Source organism: Thermostichus sp. OS-CIW-29 (genome assembly GCF_054058195.1).
The window spans coordinates 24723-41757 of the sequence record NZ_JBSSAB010000016.1; the positions used below are offsets into that span (position 1 = coordinate 24723).

The following is a 17035-nucleotide window of genomic DNA, read 5'->3' on the forward strand; positions in this document are numbered from 1 at the left end:
AGATGCCCATGCGGCTCTACGTCGAACCTTTCACCGTTCACAAGCGCTACGCCTTGACCATCAGCCGAGGTACCCACAGCGATACAACCTTGGCTTGGGTGCGAATTGAGGAGGAGGGAGTTGAAGGGTGGGGAGAGGCTTGCCCTTTTTCGGTGAGCGACGACTACCACCAGTCTCTGGACGACATCCTGATGGGTCTGGAGGTGGCCAAAGGGATCCTGCGCCGCCATTCCCCCTGGGAGCGACAGCCAATCGAGGCAGAACTGCTGCGGGCCGGGATCCCTTCGGCAGCGCGGGCAGCGGTGGATATGGCCCTGCACGATTGGATGGGCAAACGGCTGGGGAGGCCCCTGTGGCAGTTGTGGGGGCTGGATCGCTCCCGCATTCCGCCCACGACGATGACGATCGGCATCTCCACCCCGCAGGCGGCCCGCCAGCGCGCCTTGGCCTGGATGGAACAGACCCAAGCGCGGGCCTTTAAGATCAAGCTGGGCAGCGGCTCAGGACTGATGGCGGATCAGAACATGCTGATTGCTGTACAAGAGGTGATCCCGCTGGGATCCCTGATTACAGTGGATGCCAACGGCGCTTGGACGGTGGAGCAAACCCTGAGCATGAGCAACTGGCTGGCGGGGCAAGGGGTGAGCTACCTGGAGCAGCCTTTGGAGAGGGGGCAGGAAGCGAAGCTGATCACCCTCTGGCACGAGTCGAAGCTGCCCATTTTTGTGGATGAGAGCTGTATGGACAGCCGCGATATCCCCCCTCTGGTGGATCGCGTCCACGGGATCAACATTAAGCTGATGAAGTGCGGAGGCCTCAGCGAAGCCTGGCGCATGATCCACACCGCCAAAGCCCACGGCCTACAGGTGATGTTGGGCTGCTACAGCAACACAGCCCTGGGGAATACAGCGGCAGCCCACTTGGCTCCCCTGGTGGATTACCTGGACTTGGATAGCCACCTCAACCTCATCGACGATCCCTTTGCCGGGGCCATCCTGCAGGACGGCTGCCTGCTCCCCACCGACCGACCGGGTTTGGGGGTAGAGCTGCGGGAGGAATAATGGGAAGGCCGGAATCCCTGTCCAGCGAAAGTCGCGTGGCCATCCTGCTCCACGGGGGATTGCTGGGGGAGCATGGGAAAACGGGGCTGGGGCTGCTGCGCTACGGCTCCTTCCCGGTGGTGGCGGTGATCGACCGGGAGCAGGCGGGGGGATCCCTGGCCCATCTGACCGGAATTGCCAAAGACATTCCCATCGTGGCCTCGGTGGAGGAGGCGCTGGCCCACCGGCCTGAAGTTCTGGTGATTGGGATCGCCCCTTCAGGGGGGCAGTTGCCGCCAGCCTGGCGGGAGGAGTTGGGCCTGGCCCTGCGAGCTGGCCTATCTCTGGTGAATGGGCTGCACACGCCTTTGGCCGAGGATCCCCAGTTTCGGCAGTGGTTGCAGCCGGGGGCCTGGATCTGGGATATTCGCCGCGAGCCCCCCAACTTATCGGTGGGGAAAGCCCTGGCCCGCACCTTGCCCTGTAAACGGGTGTTGACGGTGGGCACCGACATGAGCGTGGGCAAAATGTCCACCAGCTTGGAGCTGCACCGGGCCAGCCTGAGACGGGGCCTGCGCTCCCGCTTTTTGGCCACCGGGCAAACTGGGATCCTGATCGGCGGCGAGGGGATCCCTTTGGATGCGGTGCGGGTGGACTATGCCAGTGGGGCGGTGGAGCAACTGATCATGCGCTATGGCTCTGACCACGACATTCTGCATCTGGAAGGCCAGGGATCCCTGCTCAACCCCGCCTCTACGGCCACCTTGCCTCTGTTGCGTGGATCCCAGCCCACCCACCTCATCCTGGTACACCGCGCCGGCCAAACCTACATCAAGGGGATGGACTACGTGCCCATCCCACCCTTGTCCAAAGTGATCGAGCTGTATGAGCAGGTGGCAGCGGCTGCCGGGGCCTTTGCCCCCGCGCCCGTGGTGGGGGTTGCCCTCAATACCTTCGGCTGGGAGGAAGAAGCAGCCCTAGAGCAGATCCGCCGGGTGGAAGCCGAGACCGGACGGCCCTGTACGGATGTGGTGCGTTTTGGGGCGGATCCCTTGTTGGAGGCAATTCTGGCGGCAGGATAACTCAGCTAGAAATCGCAGGAGCCCCGCACTGTACCCGTAGGGTCAGTGTCGGGAGGAATGCGGAAGTTATGATAGAACCATGACCCAAGTCCTGACCGTCTCCTGCAAGCTCAAGGTGTCTCAGTCGCAAGCCGCAAAGTTGGATGCGACAACGGATGCCTTTGTGCAGGCGTTGAACTGGGTCAACCAAAACACACCAGAAAAAGTAGTCAACGCAGTCAAACTCCAGTCCCTTTGCTATTACCAGATTCGCGCTCGGTTTGGCTTGTCCAGTAACTTGACTCAGCAGGTCTGCAGACGGCTGGCCGGTGCCCGTAAAGTTGCCCGACAGAAAAACCGTCCGGTCAAAGCGTTCAAGAGAGGCTTTGCGACCTACGATGCACGTATCTTCTCGTTTCGCGAGAAAGACTGGACAGTGTCGCTTGCCACGGTTGATGGAAGAGAACGCTTTGAACTAGCCATTGGCAACTACCAGCGTGGGATGCTGGCTGGTTCTAACCCCAAATCGGCCACCCTAGTCCAGCGGAAGGATGGCTCCTACTACATCCAGATTTGCGTAGAGAAAAACCCGCCCAAGCAACAAGATACCGACAAGGTGATCGGGGTGGACTTGGGCAGGACGGATATCGCCCATACGTCAGAGGGGGACAACTGGAATGGACAGCAGTTGAACCGAATCCGAGACCACTACTCCAAGCTGAGGGCGGCACTCCAACGCAAAGCCAGTAAGGGCACACGCAGTTCGCGGCGCAGATGCCGTCAACTGTTGCAACGGCTGTCTGGCAAGGAAAGACGCTTTCAGGCGTGGGTCAATCATCGAATCTCCAAAGCTATTGTCTCTAGGGCAAAGGCGACAAACAGCGCTCTTGCTCTGGAAGACTTGACAGGGATTCGGGAAAGGGTCAATCAACAGCCACGCAGCAAAGCCGAGCGGCGTAGGACCAACAGTTGGGCGTTCTACCAACTACGTCAGTTTCTGGAGTACAAGGCTCTGCGTGCGGGGGTTGCTCTGATTCTTGTGCCGCCTGCCTACACGTCGCAGACCTGCCACCGGTGTTTGCACATTCATCCCGACCCTGAGCAATCCTACCGCAGTGGGAAGCAGTTTAAGTGTGGACACTGTGGATGGGAAGGGGATGCGGATTTGAATGGTGCGAATGTGATTGCGCTTTTGGGGGCTGTCGTAAACCAGCCTAGAGGTTCGTGGTTGGCTTGCCAACTGCAGGGCTACCGAAAGCCCGCCCTGTACTGCGAAGCAGTCAGGGTCGGGTAGTTTACATGGTTCCCGGTGCCGTTGTCTTCTCTGAGATGCGATCTCCTCAGCCAGGTATTCTCGATCCAAGTCGCTCCCATTGGCCGGGGGCCAGGAACTGGGCTTGCTCCGTGTTCAGAGAAGAGGCCTTCAATCTTCGGAAAGTAAGCCGATGGGTACACCTGCACAGCCAAGATGGGATCCTAGATTCACAGTCTTCCCCAGAACTTCAGATGACAACTCCCCCCGAAAGGCCTAACCCCAAAATGAAATCGGGATCCCTGCCCTCTGCCCTGCGATCCGGGCTGAACATTGCCCTGTTCCTATTCTTGGTGGTGCTGGTTTCCTACTTGGGTCTTAACTTCGTGCTGGCCTTGGTGGACAAGCTCAGGTGACCACTCCGTAAACCGATCCCCCGGCGTCACCCCGTTGCTGCTGGCCCGGATTTGCCAATGGCCCTTTGTCGCCAAGGGCAGGAAAGATACACTGGATTTACAGGACTTAACACCTTCTCTCAGTTGCCCCCTTGCCACCATGAGCCCCCTCTTTTGGTTGAGGCTGCCCTCTTTCTCCTGGCCTTCGCCGGGATCCCTTAAGCTTTATTCCAGATCCTACTCTGGATCTCAACCAGGGCCGACCCTAGCCCGCCGGGATCCTTCCTGGAAGCGTTGGCTGCGCTATCTTTATCTGCGCCTGTTGCGGCTGCAATCGTCGCCAAAAGAAATTGCCCGTGGCTTGGCGGTAGGGGTTTTTGCCGGCTGTTTCCCCATCTTCGGCTTTCAAACGTTGGCCGCTCTGGTGTTGGCTGTTCCGTTTCGGGGCAACAAGCTGGCGGCGGCGGCAGGGACCTGGGTGAGTAACCCCTTCACCTATGTGCCCATCTATGCATTCAACTACCAGGTGGGAGAATGGCTACTGGGATCCCGAACTGTCCTTCCCACCACAGAGCTGGTGGCGGCCACCTGGCAAAACTGGATGCAGTGGGGCTTGGAGATGTCGGGCACGCTGTTTGTCGGCTGTGCGTTTGTCGGTTTTTGGGGATCCCTTGTCAGCTATTTTCTGGGGCTGTGGTTGGTGCAGCGGATTCGTCGGCGGCAGAAAATGGCCGGCAGGGGTCTGTGAATGGGCGCAAGGCGATTCAGAATCCCAACTGAGAACCCAATCCTGGACAGTCTGCAGGTGCAGAGATCCATCCGTTTTCACAGAGCTTTTCACAGATAAGGTCTCATGATGGAAGACATGCGAGCGTTGTTGACAGACCTCAGCCGTCGCTCCCAGCGATGGGGGGAGCAGTTGGGATCCGCTTTGCAGACGGGTATGAACCAGCTCACGCAAGCCCCTCAGCCCATTGTGTTGCTCTCTTCGCGGGAACTGGAGAAAATGCGGCGGGCTTGTCGCCTGGCGGCAGATCTGCTCAAGCACTTGGAGCCGATGGTGCGACCAGGGGTCACCACCCAAGAGCTCAACGACGAGGCCGAGCGATGGACGCGGGCGCATGGGGCCAGAAGCGCCCCTTTGGGCTACCATGGCTTTCCCAAGTCCATCTGCACCAGCGTCAACCACGTGGTTTGCCACGGCATTCCCAGCCCCAAGCAGATCCTGCGAGAAGGCGACATCATCAACATCGATGTCACCCCGGTTTTGGATGGCTACCATGGCGATACCTCCAAAACCTTCTTTGTCGGACAGCCTTCTGAGCGGGCGCGGCGCCTGGTGGAGGTGACCGAAGAATGTCTGCGGCGGGGCATTGCTGCTGTAAAGCCGGGGGGGAGAGTCGGCGACATTGGCGCTGCCATCCAAGAATATGCCGAGGCCCAGGGCTACAGCGTGGTGCGCGATTTTGTCGGGCATGGGGTGGGACGGCAATTCCACACTGCTCCCCAGATCCCCCACTACGGCGAGCGAGGAAAAGGGGAGAAACTCCGCCCCGGCATGGTGTTCACCATCGAGCCGATGATCAACGAGGGCACCTGGGAGGTGAAGGTGCTCTCCGACGGGTGGACGGCGGTAACTTTAGATGGCAAGCTCTCGGCGCAATTTGAACATACAGTCGCCGTTACCGAAACCGGTGTAGAAATTTTAACCCTGCCTTCCCAAAGCCCTTGAGCCATCATGAACAGCGCCCCCGCTCTCCGCCTGCGCCTCTCCTCCGAGAACCTGCTGCTGCTGCTGGCGGCGGCAGTGGGGTTGGCCACGGGGCTGTTGGTGGTTGGATTTCGCTACTTGATTGGCTGGTGGCGCTATCTGCTGCAGGACACCCTCGTGGATGGCATCGGCAGGGCTGCAGAACACTATGGCCTGTGGCTGCTGGGATCCTGGACACTGGCTCTGGCGCCGGTGCTGGGGGGCCTGCTGATCGGCGCTTTGGGGGCAGTTGTGCCCTTTCCCAACTTGAGCCTCTCCAGCTTGGTGAGTCCTGCTCGTCCTTTGGCACTTCAGCCCTGGTGGATCCCGCTCAAGCTCTTGGCGGCTGCCATCTCGTTGGGCGCGGGAGCTTCCCTTGGCCCTGAGGCCCCCAGTGTGGAAAGTGGCGCTTTGCTGGGATCCCTGCTGGGGCAAAACCTACGCCTCTCGCGGGAGCGGGTGCAACTGTTGATGGCTGCCGGAGCAGCGGCTGGCCTGGCGGCAGGGTTTAACGCGCCCATTGCCGGGGTGTTTTTGGCGCTGGAGCTGGCTTTGGCCCGCACCTTCACCACTTCTGCTGTCAGTGTGGTGGTGTTGGCGGCGGTGGTCTCCGCCTTGATCGCCCAGGTGGGGTTGGGGGCACAACCCGCTTTTCTTTTGCCCACCATCACCCAGCCGGCTTTTGTCTTGCCGGACTACGAGATCCACAGCTTGCTGGAGGTACCTCTGTATCTCGGCTTGGGCTTTTTGGCCAGCCTGGTTTCTATGGCCTTCAGCTACACCCTGGAGTGGGGCAAGCACCTGTTCAACAGTGGCCCCCTGGCGGCCTGGCCAGCTTGGAGCAAGCCCATTTTGGGGGGCGGGATCCTGGGCTGCGCGGGCTTGGGGATCCCATTGGCGTTGGGGGTGGGCTATGAAACCATTGAGTCGATTCTGCAGGCCGTTCCCTTTTCTCTTGGCCATCTGGGCCTGCTCCTATTGGGCAAGCTGTTGCTGAGCGCTTTGAGCCTGGGCAGCGGCTTTGTGGGGGGAACCTTTGCCCCGGCTTTGTTCATGGGGGCAGTGCTGGGGGCAGGCTACGGTCAGGTGCTATCCCAAGCTTTGCCCCTGATTGCCTTGTCTCCCCCCGCTGCCTACGCCATGGTGGGCATGGCGGCTGTGTTGGCGGCCAGTGTGCGGGCTCCGCTAACGGCCATCTTGCTGCTGTTTGAGATGACGCGGGACTATCACATTGCGCTGCCGGTGATGGCGGCAGTGGGTTTGAGCATCTGGCTGACGGAGCAGTTGCATTCGCCGGCCATCTACCCTTCCGCCCGTCGCTATCGCCACGCAACGCTTGACGGAGTCCTTGGGCAGGAGCCTAGAGAGCTGACGGTGCAAGAGGTGATGGTGCCCCCATCTCTTTTGCTTCGGCAAGACACACCGCTGCGAGAAGCTCTGGAGAGTTTGCTGCAGCAAAAGTGCCATAGCGCGTTGGTGGTGGACGGACAGGAGCGGCTGCGGGGCATTCTCACCCTGGAAGACCTGGAGCGGGCCTTGGCCCACAAGGAGGCGGCGGAGTTGGCGGAGCTAACCGTACAGGAGGTCAGCCAATCCCCAGTTCTCACCACCTTCCCCGATGAGGCGGTGGCAGTGGCAGCCGAGCCGATGTACGAATACGATTTGCGCCAATTGCCGGTGGTTTCTCGGGAAGACCCAGAGCAGATCGTCGGCCTGTTGGATCGAGAGCGGGTGCTGCTCTCCCAAGAGATTCAATCGGTGCGGCAAGCCCTGGAGTTGGAAGTTCCCCCAGCAGAGAGAGACGCCGGCAGGAACGGACAAGAGGGGATCCCCGATGCTTCTACTGCGCCCGCAGAATAGAGCCCTGCTGTCGGGATCAGCGCTGCCGCCCAGAAGGGCAGGTGGGACGCAGCGGGCAGCGGCCACATTCGGGCATACGGGCCTTGCAGATGCGCTTGCCCAGCCGGACAAAGTTGACGTGCAGGGAATAGGCTTTGCCTCTGGGGATCTGAGGGGAAAGCTGAGCAAAAGTGTCGTCGGGATGTTTGGCCCGCACCAAGCCCAGACGGTTGGCCACTCGATGCACATGGGTATCCACCGGGCAGAGATCCCGACCCAGCCCGAACAACAACACACAGGTGGCGGTCTTCAGCCCTACCCCTTTTAACGAGAGCAGAAAGTCGAGGGCGCCGGCGTCGTCCAGGTCGCGCAGAAAGTCGAGGCTCAGGGATCCCTGTCGTTCTTGAATGGCGGCCAAGATCTCCTGAATGCGGGCTGCTTTAAGGTGGGCTAAGCCGCCGGAGCGGATCACCTGGGCCAGATCTGCCGGGTCGGCAGCCAAGACCGCTTCCCAAGAGGGAAAGGCGGCTTTGAGGGCGCGGAAGGCACGGCTGCTGTTGGCATCGGTGGTGTTCTGGGAAAGGATCGTGCCCACCAACTCGTCCAGGAGATCGGGGTGAGGGGAAAGGCCATTGGGAGCCCGCTGGGGGATCCCGAAGCACTGCTCTAGCCGCATCAACAGCGATTCCATCCTGTCGGCGGGCGGGAGTTCTGCCAGCAGGGCAGGGGACTCCGCCGCTTTGGCGAGCACAGGCGGGCGTTGGGAAAGGCTGTCCAATCTTGGCTGTACCACAGCTTAACGGGCAGAACTCTGGCGGATCTCCTGCAACAGGCGGGCAAGAACCTTGCTGGCATTGGGAGGAGCTGCGGCCTGCAAGCGAGCGGCCATTTGGGCAACCACCTGCGGCTGGGCCAACCAGGTCAACACCGTTTGCCGCAGCAAGTCCAGATTCTCTTCGGATTCTCGCATGACCACCCCCCCACCGCGCCCCACAAAGGCCAGAGCATTCTGATACTGATGATCTTCTGCAGCAAAGGGATAGGGGATCAAAATGGCCGGGGTGGCGGTGGTCAGCAACTCCGCCAGGCTCATGGCTCCGGCGCGGCTAATGGCAAAGTTGGCCCGCTGCAACAAGGCAGCTACATCTCGACGGAAAGGAAAGGGCCGGTAGCGGGGATGGCTGGGGATCCTGGCTTCCGGATCTTGAGCTTCGCTGCCGCCGGTCAAATGCACAATCCAGGCCCCCGCCTCCAACCAAGCTGGGGCACAGGTGGCCACCATGCGGTTGAGGCCCCGCGCCCCTTGGCTGCCCCCCATGACCACAATGAGGGGATCCCCGTCGGGAATGGGGAGGTCGGCAGGGAAAGGCTGGGGCGTGTAGAACTCGGCCCGCACTGGCGTGCCCACCACTTGGGCGGCCACCCCTGGCAAATGCTCTGCCGTCTCCGCCATGCCCAGCGCCACCACCTGACAAAATCTCCCCAGCCAACGGGTCACTTTGCCCGGGATCCAATTGGACTCGTGCAGCAACACCGGCACCCCCAGCGAACGGGCGGCCAAAATGGCCGGAGCGGCAATGTACCCACCGGTGGTCAGGACAATATCAAACCGTCCCGACATAAGGAGTCGGCGCACTTGTAGGGTCGCACGGGCCAGTTGGGCCAAGGCCTGCAGCCTGTGGAGAGGGGATCCCTGCCAGCCCGACATGACGACCCGGTGCAAGGGATACCGCTCCCGCACCAGCTTCCCTTCCATGCGATCCGGCACCCCCAGCCATTCAATCTGCCAGTCAGGCAACTGCTCGGCAACGGCCAAGGCCGGAAAAATGTGGCCACCAGTGCCGCTGGCAGCAACCAGCAGCCGAGGGCGTGAAGCTGGATCCTTGGCGCGTGTGTCCACCCGTGTGCCGGTTAGGGATCCCTGAGACCTTCAGGAGTTGTTGGAGCTGACATAGCGCAAGAGGGTGCCCCGTTGCCCCAGAATAAACCCTTGCTCGGGGCCGAAAAACTCAATGCTGTAGAAGTTGGCGGGGATGTTGCTGAGTTTCTTGGCCTGTTCCCAGGTTTTGCCACCATCAGGGCTGTGGATCAGGGTAGCGCCACCCCCCACCACCCACAGGTCGTGGTCGTTCTGGTAGGCGGCATTGAGGTAGCCAAAGCTGAGGGCCCGCCCCGGACGCAGCGGCGACGACCACTGGCCGGAGGTGAAGTCATCGGTAAAGGCGATCTCCGCCCCTTGGTTCAATTTCCAAGCGCTGCCGTGGGGGCCAAAGCCCATGTTTTGAATGCGGCGGGAGCTTTCCCGCGGGTAGGGCTTCCAGGTGCGACTTTCAGGAGTGTACAGAAAGTAGAAGCTGCCCCGCGACGACACCGCCAGATATTCGCCTTCAGGGCCGCGGGCAATGTTTTTGATGGCCCCAATCGGCTCATCCACTTGGGCATGCCAGGTCTGACCGCCATCTTCGGTGCGGTAGATGGCCCCCACATTGGTCACCATTTCGGCGGCGCCAGGGCCCAGAGCCTGGATCAAGAGCGGCTCCCCTGGCAGTTGGTTGTTGAGGCGGATGGAAGTCCAGTCGGATCCCTCGTTTAGGGTGTGGAGGAGGATCTTCGGCTGCCCGGCCACCCAGCCTTCTGCCCCAGCAAAGCTAATGGAGGCCAGGTAGGCTTCCGGCTCCAGACCCGGCAGCTCCCGCACCTGCCAGTGCAGACCCCCATCGCGGGATTCCAGCAGCGTCGCCTTGTCTCCCACCAACCAGCCATGGGAAGGGGTGGTGCCGGTGAAGGCAATGTCCAGCAGAATGTTCTGGGTGGGCACTTCCACCTGCTGCCAGGGGACCACCCGCATGTTGGGCATCCGCGCCGCCATTAGCAGCACCGAGACAGCAATCAGCAGCACCAGCCTCAGGGGTTTGAACATCTTGACCCTCACTCGACGAAATAGAAACTCATCAAAAATAAAAATCCCAGCGCCAGTCCCAAGAAGATCAGCAGGTTCTTTTGAGCAGGGGTCATCACGTTCACCCCCAGGCCGTAGCGCAAGTTCTCTTGAAAACCGGAAGGCTTGCCCTTGGCGCCCACTGCTTGGAACGAGCGCTTACCGGCTCGGCACACCGGACATTTCCAATCGGCTGGCAATTCCTCAAACGGTACGCCCGCCGGGATCCGATTGAGCTGATCCCCCTTGGCCGGTTCGTAAACATAGCCACAAGAACGACATTCGTAGCGCTGCATCCGCAGGGGATCGCTGAGCTGCGCATCGGTTTCATCTTCCGGCAACTCAATGAGCCTCGGTGTCTTGGGAGAACGGGGTTGAACACCGGGATCCGGTTGCGAGCCATTCATGGTCAGGGATCCATCTGCATCGTCGATCCTATTATGAGAGGAATTGTTACAAAAATCTACTCAGACCCTTTCTTGTTGCTCAGGGGGATCCCGCACCAGCCTGGGATGCCGACCTGAAGAGACTTATCCGGTGGACACAGGGATCCACCAGGGGGATCCTATGTTATGTTTTGGCTATCTTGCCCTCAGTGTTGTGCAAGCGGGTGCCTTTCATGACCACGCCCCCTCGCCGACCGGCCCTCAATCACGTGCTCATCGTCAAGGATCGTCACGGGCCAAAAGCCTACTGGTTGACGGCTGAGCTTTATTCGTTGGGCCGGGATCCGCGCAACAGCATTCGCATCGACTCCCAGTACGCCTCTCGCTACCACGCCATTTTGGTTAAGACAGAGTCTCCCTCTTCTCCCGATGGGTTTACCTACCAAATCATTGACGGAGACATTCAGGGCACTCCCAGCACCAACGGCCTTTACGTGGGCGGGCAACGGGTGGAATTTCGGGATCTGGAGGACGGGGACGAAATTCAGTTTGGCAACGATGCCACCGCTACCTACTCGCTGCAGAACAAAGATCTGGATGAAATTCTGGCTACCTTTGAAAACACCCAGATCGTTGAGCTCTGAGAGGCTGCTTTCCCTGTTGAGTTTTGGCCTGTGGGGGATCCCCCTGTCCCCACGTGGGTTGAGGGGTTAACCGGCGCTCGGAGAAGGGATCCCGTCGCCGTATTTCTGGGATCGCTTGCTGGTAAACTGTGTCATACAAAAAAACGAAAGCTGGGATCCCTGCTGTTCTTCCACATATTCCTTGGGCTTTCTGCTTGCGGGATCCCTTCCTTCTGCTGTCTTTAAGGGAGGATCTCATCTTGCGCCCCATCCTCATTGCCGGCAACTGGAAAATGCACAAGACTCAGGCTGAGGCTCGCGAGTTTCTGCGAGAGTTGGGCCTGGCTTTACGGTCATCGCCGTCAGGGTCAGCATCCCAGCGGCAGATTATCTTGTGTGTGCCCTTTACAGACCTGGCGGTGGTGGCAGAGCAAAGCCGCGGATCCGACATAGCCGTGGGAGCACAAAACCTACATTGGGAGGATCAGGGAGCTTTTACCGGGGAAATTTCCGGCCCCATGCTGGCGGAATTGGGGGTGCGCTATGTCATCGTCGGCCACAGCGAACGGCGGCAGTACTTCGGCGAGACGGACGAAACCGTCAATCGGCGTCTGGCAGCCGCCCAGCGGCACGGCCTTACCCCCATCCTCTGTGTGGGAGAAAGCCAGCAGCAGCGGGAGCAAGGCTTGACCGAGTCTTGGATTGTGGGGCAGTTGGATCGCGCCTTGCAAGGGATCGATCTGGAGAACTTGGTGATTGCCTATGAGCCAATTTGGGCCATCGGCACCGGCCAGACTTGTGCAGCTCAAGAGGCCAACCGGGTCATCGGCTTGATCCGGCAACACCTGGGCAATGCCCAACTGCCCATTTTGTATGGCGGCTCGGTGAAGGCCGGCAACATCGATGAGCTGATGGCCCAGCCTGAGATCGACGGCGTGTTGGTGGGAGGGGCCAGCCTAGACCCCCAAGAGTTTGCCCGCATCGTCAACTTTCAGGCCCTAGCTCCCGCCTAGGCCGCTAGCGGGATTGTCCCCACAGCAGGGCCACCGGGAAGGATTTCAAGACAACGCCCACCGGCAAGGTTTCGCCGGCAGGGATCCTTTCCTGGGTTAGCCCATTCACCCAGTCCAGCCGCTTCCAACGCGGCAGATGAATTTCGGTATCTGCCCAAACGGATTCTCCCAGAGGATCTTGGGTTTCGTCGATCAACTTTGTTAAAAAACGCGGCACTACCGTGAGCAATACCTGCTTACTGTGCTGACGGGCAAAAGCCACAACATGGTCAGCATGGGATCCGCTGATTTGCAGAGGAATGTAGCTGCCCTCGAGAAACAATTGGGGCTGTTCCTGGCGGGCCTTGAGCACGTGGTAAATCAGAAACAGCTTAATGCGTCCGTCGCTGCGGTGCAGGAGCAAATCCGCAATGAGTTGGAGAGGATCCTGTTTAACCCGCCGCTGAATTTCTTCCAAATAGGCGAGGCGACGGGAAAAATCCACAGGCCGACGATTGTCGGGATCCACCATGCTCAAATCCCACAGTTCCGTGCCTTGGTAAATATCCGGGATCCCAGGGCTGGTCAGTTTGATCAGCGTCTGTGAGAGAGAATTAAAAATGCCAAAGTGAGCAACTTTCCGTTGGAAAGGCAAAAAGGACTCCAAAAAGGGGTTAGGACCTTGAAGGATCCGTTCGATAAAAGCGGTAGTGGCTTCTTCGTACTCGGTATCGGGGCGAAGCCAAGCGGTGTGGACCTTAGCTTCCCGCACTGCTTTGATGGCATAATCTTTGACCCGCTGTACAAACTGGGGCACCTCTTCCGGTTGGAAGGGATAAGAGCCGAGCAATGTCTGGTAGAGCAAATACTCGTCATTGCGATCCGGCAGTTCCGAGCGCTTAGCTTGTTTGCTGCGGACTTTGTAGCCGAGGTTCAGCTCATGCCAAAGATTGATGTGCTTTTCCCACTCGGCGGGGATTTCAGAAAGCACATTCAGCCGGGCCCGCACATCTTCGCCACGCTTGGTGTCGTGGGTGGCAGAAGCATTCATGGACAGAGGCCACCGAGCTGACCGCTCTTGATTAAAGCGGTGAAACTCTTGCACCGAAAGGCCAAAGCGACAGGGATCCCCGCCGACTTCATTGAGAGATAAAAGGCGGTTGTACACATAAAAAGCAGTATCTTCTACCCCTTTGGCCATGAGAGGGCCGGCCAACTGCTGCAAGCGCATGGCAAAATGGATCTGCTCATTTTTCTCCTGGTCTGATAAATTTTCCAGAGACTCCAGGCAGAGAAAGCGCTGAATAAAATTCAGCTCATTCACCAAAACGGGCAGGTTCTCCTTGGCCTTCTCCACAGCTTGACGAACCACCTGTTGACCTTCTGGACTGAGGATCCCTTCGTGGATATAGACGCGGTAGACCGGAAAGCACACCAAAACTTCTACCAAAGCTCGACGTAAACTGTAGAGGGTAAAGTCATTGGCATAGCGATGGTGGCTGGTGATCTGTTTGAGCAAAAAAGCAAGGTTATCCATATCTCCTGACAGGTTGCGCTCGATGATCAGGCGTTTTTTATCTTCGATAACCTGCTCTGGGGAATGCCGTAGATTTGTGAAATTTTGATAGAGAGAGTCAAAAGCCTCCGCATTTTCTTCTTGACAAAAGATGCCGTTGAGCTTAGCCAAAAAATCGTAACCCGTTGTGCCCTGAACCGGCCAGCTTTGGGGCAGACTTTCATTGGCCTCTAGTATTTTCTCCACCACGATGTAAAGATTTGGGCAGCGTTCCCGCAGGCGATGGAGATACTCTTCGGGATTGAACAACCCATCGATATGATCGATGCGCAAACCACTAAAACGCCCCTGTTCTGCAAGCTTAAAGATAAGCTGATGGGTTTTGCGAAACACCTCGCGATCTTCCACCCGCAGTGAGATCAGCTCGTTAATGGTAAAGAAACGACGATAATTGATCTCCTCAGCACCCACCTTCCAGAAGGAAAGGCGAAAATTTTGCCGCGCCAGAAGACTATCCAGCAGGTCAAAGCTCGACGGATCCCCTGGCTTGCCGTTAAAGATGTCAATGTTCTCGTCAAAAAAGCTCTGGATAGGTTGGCTAGAAGTGTAGAGTTCCCACAACGAATGCTTGGCAAAGCTAATTTGATCGGTGCGCTCTAGGAGATCTTCCTTGCTGGGAATGAATTTCAGGCTGAAGAGGATCCCGAGTAACTTGACGTAGTCGGGATGGCTGCGTCCCAATTTTCGCCGCAGCTTGCTCAGGTTGTAGGTAAAAACATCCGCATAGGTGTCAATATTGAGGGGGAACCTCAAGTTGTAGTAGTTAATACTTAGGCCATCGGCATCATAACGAAGCTGGATTTGACCCGACTCCAAACATTTGTCGTAGAAATCTCCCAAGAAAGGGGCTAAGATTCTGCCTTTGATCCCCAGGTAAGAGTGATTCCAATTCACATCAAAGTAGTCAACAAAATCTGAGTTGGGGCCACTCTCCAGAACATCCATGAGCATCTGGTTCTGGCCATCGTAGGCCATGTGATTGGGCACAATGTCCTGGATCCAGCCTATTCCCTGCTGATTGAGGGCTTCCCACAAGAGCTCAAACTTTTCGCTTCCCCCCAGTTCCTGGTTAATCTGCCTGGGATCCACCACGTCGTAGCCGTGGGTGCTGCCTTTGCGGGCTTGGAAGATGGGAGAGGCATACAAGTCACTGATGCCCAGCAACTTCAGGTAGGGAACAATCTGTCGTGCTGCGTCGAAGTCAAACCCAGCATGAAACTGAATGCGATAGGTGGAAGTCGGGATCCGCATGATGACCTTAGAACAATGACAAAGAAGCCGAGCTTGTCAACGGCATAGGGTCAAGAGAACAGATGTATCTAGGGTAGCGGCTAAGATCAAGGAGTCCTGCAGGGGAGAGGCGAGGTTAGTGAACTTGTCAAGGCCACAGAGGAGCGCTTCACCCCCGGTAAGGGGGCCGGCAAGGATGGCGAGGTGGGCAGGGATCCTGCTCGTGGGTGGGCTGATGGGGAGTTGGCGGAGTGAGGCAACCTGGGCAGAAAGCGAGTTTCGGGTGGGGAGTGAGCTGGTTTTGACCCTGCGCACCCCCGATGCCCCCGCTCGCCTCCGTCTGCTGAAGCAACGGTTGGAAGAGATTTTGCTACAGGCCAGCAGCCCTCAGGTGCAGGTCAGTCTGGATATCCCCAGTCCCAATCCCTCGACGACCGGCAGCGGGGATCCCCCAGCTCAAGCCGCTCGGATTCTTTTGAACCAGCAACTGCTGTTGGAGGTAACTCCAGCCGATGCAGAGGCTCATGCTGCTCCCCAACCGGCAGATCTGGCAAGGATCTGGGCGGATCGCCTGCAAACGGTGTTCAACCAGGAATCCAGTCGGCAGCAACTGTTTTTGGGATTGGGGCTGCCCCCGCACTTGACCTGGCAAGGGCGACTCTATCGCCGCGCTGAGCGTGCTGCCGCCGATACTGGGCGCTTTGTTACCGATGGCACTCGCATTCAAGATCATGTGGTCTATTGGGAGATCCCCTCTGGAGAAAACCCGTTTGATTTTACTGACAAGCCGACCCTGTCGGATCCGCCGCCGGAGCGGCTATTTTTGTTGAATCGCCACCGCCAGTTTGTGCCCTACGAGTTGTAACCGAAGTCCTTTCTCCCTCTGTTGTCTATTGTCTATGTCGTCCATTCAACGAGAACCTCGCATTCTGTTGGGCCTGCGGGCCGACCAATTTCGTCATCCCGTGGATCTGCAAGCCACCCGCTCTCTGCAGCAAGTGCCGGGGCTGGGCCTGCTGATTCAAAATTGGCTTGGCTCAACGGCAGGACAGATATTTTATCTGGACAACATTGCTTCCAGTATCCAAATTAACGAGCATCAGTTGCCGGAAATTCATCAGCTTTTGGTGCAGGCCTGTCGCATCTTGGATCTGGAGGTGCCCCAGCTCTACGTGCGGCAGAACCCCACGCCCAATGCTTACACCTTTGCCATGCAGGGGAAAAAGCCCTTCATTGTCTTGCACAGCTCTCTGCTGGATCTGTTGGAGCCGCCGGAAATTCAGGCCGTGATCGCTCATGAGTTGGGCCACTTGAAGTGCAATCACGGGGTCTACTTGACGATGGCCAACATTCTCATGCTCTCCACCAGCTTGCTCCCCTTCGGGGGGTTGTTTTATCAGGCGTTGCAGGATCAACTGATGCACTGGCTGCGGTGTGCCGAGTTTACCTGTGACCGGGCGGCGCTGTTGGTAGCCCAAGATGCCAAGACGGTGATCTCGGTGTTGATGAAATTGTGTGGGGGATCCCCGCAATTGGCCTCCAAGCTGAACGTGGACGCCTTTTTGGAGCAGGCCCGTACTTACGACGAGCTGGACGGGGATCTGTGGCAGATGGAGCTGAAGCAGATGCAAACGGTGGGGCGCACCCATCCGCTGCCGGTGCTACGGGCCAGAGAAATCGAGCGTTGGTTCCGCAGCAACACCTATCAGCAGATCCTGGAGCTCCAGGGATTGGGCTCCGCACCGCGGACGTCAACGGCTGCTTCGTAAACTACCCGACTCCGACCGCTAAAGCAGTACAGAGCGGGCTTTTAGTAGCCCTGCAGTTGGCAAGCCAACCACGAGCCTCTGGGGTGGTTTACAGCACCCCCAATCGACCGTTACCAGTGCCTTAAACAACCGTTTCTGGTGTCCGCAGTACAATTATAACCATGGAGGCGGACTTTCCTCTCGA

Annotated in this window: 16 protein-coding genes; 11 read left to right on the forward strand and 5 right to left on the reverse strand. The window is 58.5% G+C overall.

Annotated features, from left to right (window positions below; all coding sequences use genetic code 11):
• Window positions 1-8: 8 nt before the first annotated feature.
• The 7 genes from ACVWZJ_RS07400 to ACVWZJ_RS07430 all read left to right on the forward strand — a co-directional run bounded on the left by ACVWZJ_RS07400 (window position 9) and on the right by ACVWZJ_RS07430 (window position 7358).
• The gene (locus tag ACVWZJ_RS07400) at window positions 9-1061 is read left to right on the forward strand and encodes a dipeptide epimerase (RefSeq protein ID WP_011433726.1); all 1053 of its coding nucleotides are present in this window, start codon (window positions 9-11) and stop codon (window positions 1059-1061) included.
• Window positions 1061-2122, forward strand: a complete 1062-nt coding sequence (locus tag ACVWZJ_RS07405; protein WP_011433727.1) for a DUF1611 domain-containing protein — start codon at window positions 1061-1063, stop codon at window positions 2120-2122. The genes ACVWZJ_RS07400 and ACVWZJ_RS07405 overlap by 1 nt, the downstream gene beginning before the upstream one ends.
• Before the next feature lie 79 nt (window positions 2123-2201).
• Entirely contained in the window at window positions 2202-3395 is a 1194-nt protein-coding gene (locus ACVWZJ_RS07410; RefSeq protein ID WP_011433728.1) for an RNA-guided endonuclease InsQ/TnpB family protein, read from the forward strand.
• Between the two features lie 212 nt (window positions 3396-3607).
• Complete coding sequence (locus ACVWZJ_RS07415) at window positions 3608-3769, forward strand: hypothetical protein (RefSeq protein WP_187147230.1); 162 nt, start codon at window positions 3608-3610, stop codon at window positions 3767-3769.
• Between the two features lie 139 nt (window positions 3770-3908).
• Window positions 3909-4496, forward strand: coding sequence for a DUF2062 domain-containing protein (locus tag ACVWZJ_RS07420; protein ID WP_011433729.1), 588 nt, complete (start codon window positions 3909-3911; stop codon window positions 4494-4496).
• Between the two features lie 195 nt (window positions 4497-4691).
• Window positions 4692-5480, forward strand: coding sequence for a type I methionyl aminopeptidase (gene map / locus ACVWZJ_RS07425; RefSeq protein WP_011433730.1), 789 nt, complete (start codon window positions 4692-4694; stop codon window positions 5478-5480).
• A gap of 6 nt (window positions 5481-5486) precedes the next feature.
• A complete protein-coding gene (locus tag ACVWZJ_RS07430) occupies window positions 5487-7358 on the forward strand; it encodes a chloride channel protein (RefSeq protein WP_011433731.1) in 1872 nt (623 codons plus the stop codon).
• Between the two features lie 16 nt (window positions 7359-7374).
• On the opposite strand, the gene ACVWZJ_RS07435 is transcribed toward ACVWZJ_RS07430, so the two are convergent.
• The 4 genes from ACVWZJ_RS07435 to ACVWZJ_RS07450 are packed head-to-tail and all read right to left on the reverse strand — an operon-like array spanning window position 7375 to window position 10571.
• The gene (locus ACVWZJ_RS07435) at window positions 7375-8115 is read right to left on the reverse strand and encodes an endonuclease III domain-containing protein (protein WP_457395573.1); all 741 of its coding nucleotides are present in this window, start codon (window positions 8113-8115) and stop codon (window positions 7375-7377) included.
• Window positions 8116-8133: 18 nt separating this feature from the next.
• Window positions 8134-9237: an undecaprenyldiphospho-muramoylpentapeptide beta-N-acetylglucosaminyltransferase gene (gene murG / locus ACVWZJ_RS07440; RefSeq protein WP_011433733.1), complete on the reverse strand. Its 1104-nt coding sequence runs from the start codon at window positions 9235-9237 to the stop codon at window positions 8134-8136.
• A gap of 30 nt (window positions 9238-9267) precedes the next feature.
• The gene (locus ACVWZJ_RS07445) at window positions 9268-10257 is read right to left on the reverse strand and encodes a photosynthesis system II assembly factor Ycf48 (protein WP_049749647.1); all 990 of its coding nucleotides are present in this window, start codon (window positions 10255-10257) and stop codon (window positions 9268-9270) included.
• A gap of 8 nt (window positions 10258-10265) precedes the next feature.
• Entirely contained in the window at window positions 10266-10571 is a 306-nt protein-coding gene (locus ACVWZJ_RS07450; protein ID WP_049749648.1) for a rubredoxin, read from the reverse strand.
• 323 nt (window positions 10572-10894) lie between these two features.
• On the opposite strand from ACVWZJ_RS07450, the gene ACVWZJ_RS07455 reads away from it, so the two are divergent.
• Both ACVWZJ_RS07455 and tpiA read left to right on the forward strand, forming a co-directional pair.
• A complete protein-coding gene (locus ACVWZJ_RS07455) occupies window positions 10895-11305 on the forward strand; it encodes an FHA domain-containing protein (protein ID WP_011433736.1) in 411 nt (136 codons plus the stop codon).
• A gap of 239 nt (window positions 11306-11544) precedes the next feature.
• Window positions 11545-12297 carry a triose-phosphate isomerase gene (gene tpiA / locus ACVWZJ_RS07460; RefSeq protein ID WP_011433738.1) on the forward strand — a complete coding sequence of 251 codons (753 nt, stop codon included), beginning with the start codon at window positions 11545-11547 and terminating at the stop codon, window positions 12295-12297.
• A gap of 4 nt (window positions 12298-12301) precedes the next feature.
• On the opposite strand, the gene treY is transcribed toward tpiA, so the two are convergent.
• Window positions 12302-15103, reverse strand: a complete 2802-nt coding sequence (gene treY, locus ACVWZJ_RS07465) for a malto-oligosyltrehalose synthase (RefSeq protein WP_457395576.1) — start codon at window positions 15101-15103, stop codon at window positions 12302-12304.
• A gap of 175 nt (window positions 15104-15278) precedes the next feature.
• Between treY and ACVWZJ_RS07470 the strand changes: the two genes are divergently transcribed.
• Entirely contained in the window at window positions 15279-15947 is a 669-nt protein-coding gene (locus ACVWZJ_RS07470; protein WP_011433740.1) for a hypothetical protein, read from the forward strand.
• A 34-nt stretch (window positions 15948-15981) separates the two neighbouring features.
• Window positions 15982-16851 (forward strand): M48 family metallopeptidase, encoded by an 870-nt coding sequence (locus tag ACVWZJ_RS07475; protein ID WP_011433741.1) that lies wholly within the window; start codon window positions 15982-15984, stop codon window positions 16849-16851.
• The last annotated feature ends 184 nt before the right edge of the window (window positions 16852-17035 follow it).